The 4,198-nt window shown below is 66.2% G+C and carries 4 protein-coding genes; all 4 read left to right on the forward strand.

The window, feature by feature from the left end:
* Positions 1 to 1,098 precede the first annotated feature (1,098 nt).
* Complete coding sequence (rpsL, locus tag ABFS34_15895) at positions 1,099 to 1,470, forward strand: 30S ribosomal protein S12 (GenBank protein MEN8376909.1); 372 nt, start codon at positions 1,099 to 1,101, stop codon at positions 1,468 to 1,470.
* Positions 1,471 to 1,473: 3 nt separating this feature from the next.
* Positions 1,474 to 1,944 (forward strand): 30S ribosomal protein S7, encoded by a 471-nt coding sequence (gene rpsG, locus ABFS34_15900; GenBank protein MEN8376910.1) that lies wholly within the window; start codon positions 1,474 to 1,476, stop codon positions 1,942 to 1,944.
* 38 nt (positions 1,945 to 1,982) lie between these two features.
* A complete protein-coding gene (gene fusA / locus ABFS34_15905) occupies positions 1,983 to 4,079 on the forward strand; it encodes an elongation factor G (protein MEN8376911.1) in 2,097 nt (698 codons plus the stop codon).
* Positions 4,080 to 4,110: 31 nt separating this feature from the next.
* The coding region (locus tag ABFS34_15910; GenBank protein ID MEN8376912.1) for a GTP-binding protein at positions 4,111 to 4,198 on the forward strand (88 nt) is incomplete at its 3' end.

Raw genomic sequence — 4,198 nt, forward strand, 5'->3', positions numbered from 1 at the left:
CCCTAAGTCATAGCACCGCAACCTCATGTACCAATATACGGGGCCCACGGGCGAGGCTCTGAGGTGGCCGTGAGCGTGCGTGGAGGGGGGTGCATAGAGGTCGGCCCTGCGCCGGGTGCGCGGCGTGCGTCAGGCGCGCTCGTGAGCCGGCGTACGGCGACGGACGGGACCAGGCCCGGACCTCGCCATCAGCGAGCCCCAGATCCTGTCAATGGCTGCTTGGGACGACTTTGTCCCCGGCGCGCATGGCGGGATAGCGGCCGGCATGGGGCCGGCACCAGGCGCGGCGTCGAATCGAAGGTCAATGGCTGGTTGGGACGACTTTGTCCCCGGCGCGCATGGTGGCCCGGTTCGGACGGTTGGGACGGTTGGGACGGTTGGGCATGGTGGGCCGGGTGCCCCGGGTGCCCCGGGTGGGCCTGTTGGCACGAACTCGCCCCACCCGATAGCTGCTTGGGACGTTTCCGCGGAAACGTCTCCATCGCCGTCCGGGCGCCCCGGGCGCATCGACCGAACCAGACGTTTCTGCGGAAACGCACACACCCGTCCCCGCGTCCCCGGGCACGGCACGGCATGGGCTCCCCACCAACGTCTCCCCGGGAACGCCTCCCACCAGATCGCGCCGACGCCGACCCAGCCAACTCACACGGCAGAAGGCCGCCTCGCCGGGCCGCATCCCGCGGCCCCGCTCGAGCCCGGCAGCGCGCAGCACGCTGAGCCCCTTCCTACCTCAACGGGTCGAATTCCCGTCCGCGCTCGGCCGGGCCCACTGGTAGCCACGGCTCAGCGCCGGGCAAGAAAATCATCCACACCCCCCGTCCTGGAGAGGCGCCCGCGGTGGCCTTTCAGGCACTTCGCGCATGGGCCCGGGGCAGGCAGGCCCGATCCCCGAAATCGCCCGAGTTTCATGGCTTGACAGTATGAAAAGCCACGGATAAGTTTCCCGGTCTGTCCGGTTTTTGGGGCCGGCGTCCGTCCATCGGGCGCGGGCCTCGAGCGACGGGGGCACGGGATGCGCCCCCGCTTTTTTCCGGCCTGCTCGTGGAGACGGGTGGCTGGAAGCCGGGCCACGTGGTAGATCCCGCAGCCAAGATCAGGATGCCGACGATTAGTCAGCTCGTCCGTAAGGGACGCAAGAAGGTAGCTAAGAAGGACAAGGCGCCGGCGCTTCAGGGGAACCCCCAGAAGCGGGGGGTGTGCACGCGCGTGTACACGACCACGCCCAAGAAGCCCAACTCGGCGCTCCGCAAGGTCGCCCGCGTGCGGCTGACCAACGGCTACGAGGTCACGGCCTACATCCCTGGCGAGGGGCACAACCTGCAGGAGCACTCGATCGTCATGATCCGCGGCGGCCGGGTGAAGGACCTGCCGGGAGTGCGCTACCACATCATCCGGGGCACCCTGGACGCGAGCGGCGTTGCCGAACGACGTCAGGGGCGATCGAAGTACGGCGCCAAGAGGCCGAGGTAAGAGATGAGCCGACGCAACCAGGCGGTGGTCCGCAAGGTGCCCGCCGATCCGATCTACGAGTCGACGCTCGTCACCAAGTTCATCAACGACCTGATGGTGGCCGGGAAGAAGTCGCTCTCCGAGAAGATCTTCTACGACGCCATGAAGGTGGTCGAAGAGAAGAGCGGCCAGCCCGCGATCAACGTGTTTCGCCAGGCGATTTCAAACGCCAAGCCCACCCTGGAGGTGAAGAGCCGCAGGGTAGGTGGCGCTACGTACCAGGTGCCGATCGAGGTACGGCAGGAGCGGCGGCAAGCGCTCGCGATCAAGTGGATGATCGGATTCGCGCGGCAGCGCGGCGAGCGCACGATGGTGGACAAGCTGGCGGCGGAGATCCTGTCCGCGAGCCGCAACGAGGGAAGCACCATCAAGAAGAAGGACGATACGCACCGGATGGCGGAGGCCAACAAGGCCTTCGCGCACTACCGCTGGTAGCAGCGCCACACGCGCGCGCGACGGAATAGCTAGAGACGATGGCGAGGATCACCCCGCTCGAGAAGCTCCGGAATATCGGCATCATGGCGCACATCGATGCCGGTAAGACGACGACTACGGAGCGCATCCTGTATTACACGGGTCGCGTGCACCGGATGGGCGAGGTGCATGAAGGCGCGGCGACCATGGACTGGATGGAGCAGGAGCAGGAGCGCGGGATCACCATCACGTCCGCCGCAACGACGGCGTTCTGGAAGCGGTCGGACGAAGACTACCGCATCAACATCATCGACACCCCGGGCCACGTGGACTTCACCGTGGAGGTGGAGCGCAGCCTGCGGGTCCTCGACGGCGCGGTGGCCGTGTTCTGCGCGGTGGGTGGCGTGGAGCCTCAGTCGGAAACCGTGTGGCGCCAGGCGGACCGCTACGAAGTGCCGCGTATCGCGTTCGTCAACAAGATGGACCGGATAGGCGCCGACTTCATGAACGTCGTGGAAATGATCCGCGACCGGCTCGGCGCGCGTGCGTTTCCGATCCAGATTCCCCTGGGCGAAGGTGAGTTGTTCACCGGCTTGATCGACATCGTACGTCAGATCGAGGTCGTGTACGACGAGGAGTCGCTGGGCGCCAAGTGGGAAGAGGGACCGGTGCCGAACTCGCTCCAGGCGAAGGTCGTTGAACTCCGCGACGAACTCATCGAAGCCGCCGTCGAGTTCGACGACGAGTTGATGGAGAAGTACCTGGAGGGCACCGAGCTGAGCGACGACGAGGTCGCGCGGGCCATTCGCGCCGCGACTCTCGCCAACGGGATAACGCCCGTCCTGTGCGGATCGGCGTTCAAGAACAAGGGCGTGCAGCAGCTGCTGGACGCCGTGATCGACTATCTGCCGTCGCCGATCGACGTGGGCGCCATCACCGGTCACCCGCCTTACCACGACGAGCAGCTGGTCGAGCGCGAGCCGAAGGACGACGAGCCCTTCGCCGCCCTCGCCTTCAAGATCGCGACGGATCCGTACGTCGGGAAGCTGACGTTCTTCCGCGTGTATTCGGGGTCGCTGGCGTCGGGGTCCTACGTCCAGAACTCCACCAAGGACAAGCGCGAGCGCATCGGTCGCCTGCTGCAGATGCACGCGAACCACCGCGAGGAGCGCGAGGAGTTGTACGCGGGGGACATCGCCGCGGCCATCGGCCTGAAGGATACGAAGACCGGCGACACGCTGTGCGACGCGAGCGACCCGATCATCCTGGAAGCCATGCGCTTTCCGGAGCCGGTCATCAGCGTCGCCATCGAGCCCAAGACCAAGGTCGATCAGGACAAGCTGGGCGCCGGCCTGCAGAAGCTGGCCGAGGAGGATCCGACCTTCCGCGTCCACACCGACGAGGAGACGGGTCAGACGATCATCAGCGGGATGGGCGAGCTCCACCTCGAGATCATCGTCGACCGGCTGCGCCGCGAGTTCAAGGTGGACGCCAACGTGGGACGCCCCCAGGTCGCGTACCGGGAGACGATCCGCAAGCCCGCCGTGAAGGTCGAGGGCAAGTTCATACGCCAGTCCGGCGGCCGCGGCCAGTACGGCCACGTGGTGATCAACATCGAGCCGGGCCAACCGGGGACGGGCTTCGTCTTCGAGGACAAGATCGTCGGGGGCTCGGTGCCGCGGGAATACATCGGCTCCGTCGAGCAGGGCATCAAGGAGGCGATGGAGACCGGCGTGCTGGCCGGCTACCCGATGGTCGACGTGCGGGTCGAGCTGATCGACGGCTCGTACCACGATGTCGACTCGAGCGAGATGGCCTTCAAGATCGCGGGCTCCATCGCCCTCAAGGAAGGCGCTCGCAAGGCCGGACTGGTCCTGCTCGAGCCGATCATGGACGTGGAGGTCGTTACGCCGGGCGAGTACATGGGCGACGTGATGGGCGACCTGTCCAGCCGCCGCGGCAAGATCGGTGGCATGACCCAGCGGGCCGAGGCGCAGGTGATAGGGGCGAGCGTTCCGCTCGCGGAAATGTTCGGGTACTCGACGCGCCTGCGTTCGCTTACACAGGGCCGGGCGGTCTACTCGATGCAGTTCGCGCACTACGAGGAAGTGCCGAAGTCCAAAGCCGAAGAGATAATCGCCAAGATCGGCGGCTGAGCCACACGCACACCGGGCAAGAAAACGAACCATGGCCAAGGCGAAGTTTGAGCGGACGAAGCCGCACGTAAACGTGGGGACGATAGGTCACGTAGACCACGGCAAGACGACGTTGACGG

The sequence above is a fragment of the Gemmatimonadota bacterium genome (assembly GCA_039715185.1).
Classification (GTDB): domain Bacteria; phylum Gemmatimonadota; class Gemmatimonadetes; order Longimicrobiales; family RSA9; genus DATHRK01.

Excerpts from the sequence above, each read along its gene's own strand:
- rpsG (MEN8376910.1), top strand. The coding sequence starts at position 1,474 with ATGAGCCGACGCAACCAGGCGGTGGTCCGCAAGGTGCCCGCCGATCCG.
- fusA (MEN8376911.1), top strand. The coding sequence starts at position 1,983 with ATGGCGAGGATCACCCCGCTCGAGAAGCTCCGGAATATCGGCATCATG.
- rpsL (MEN8376909.1), top strand. The coding sequence starts at position 1,099 with ATGCCGACGATTAGTCAGCTCGTCCGTAAGGGACGCAAGAAGGTAGCT.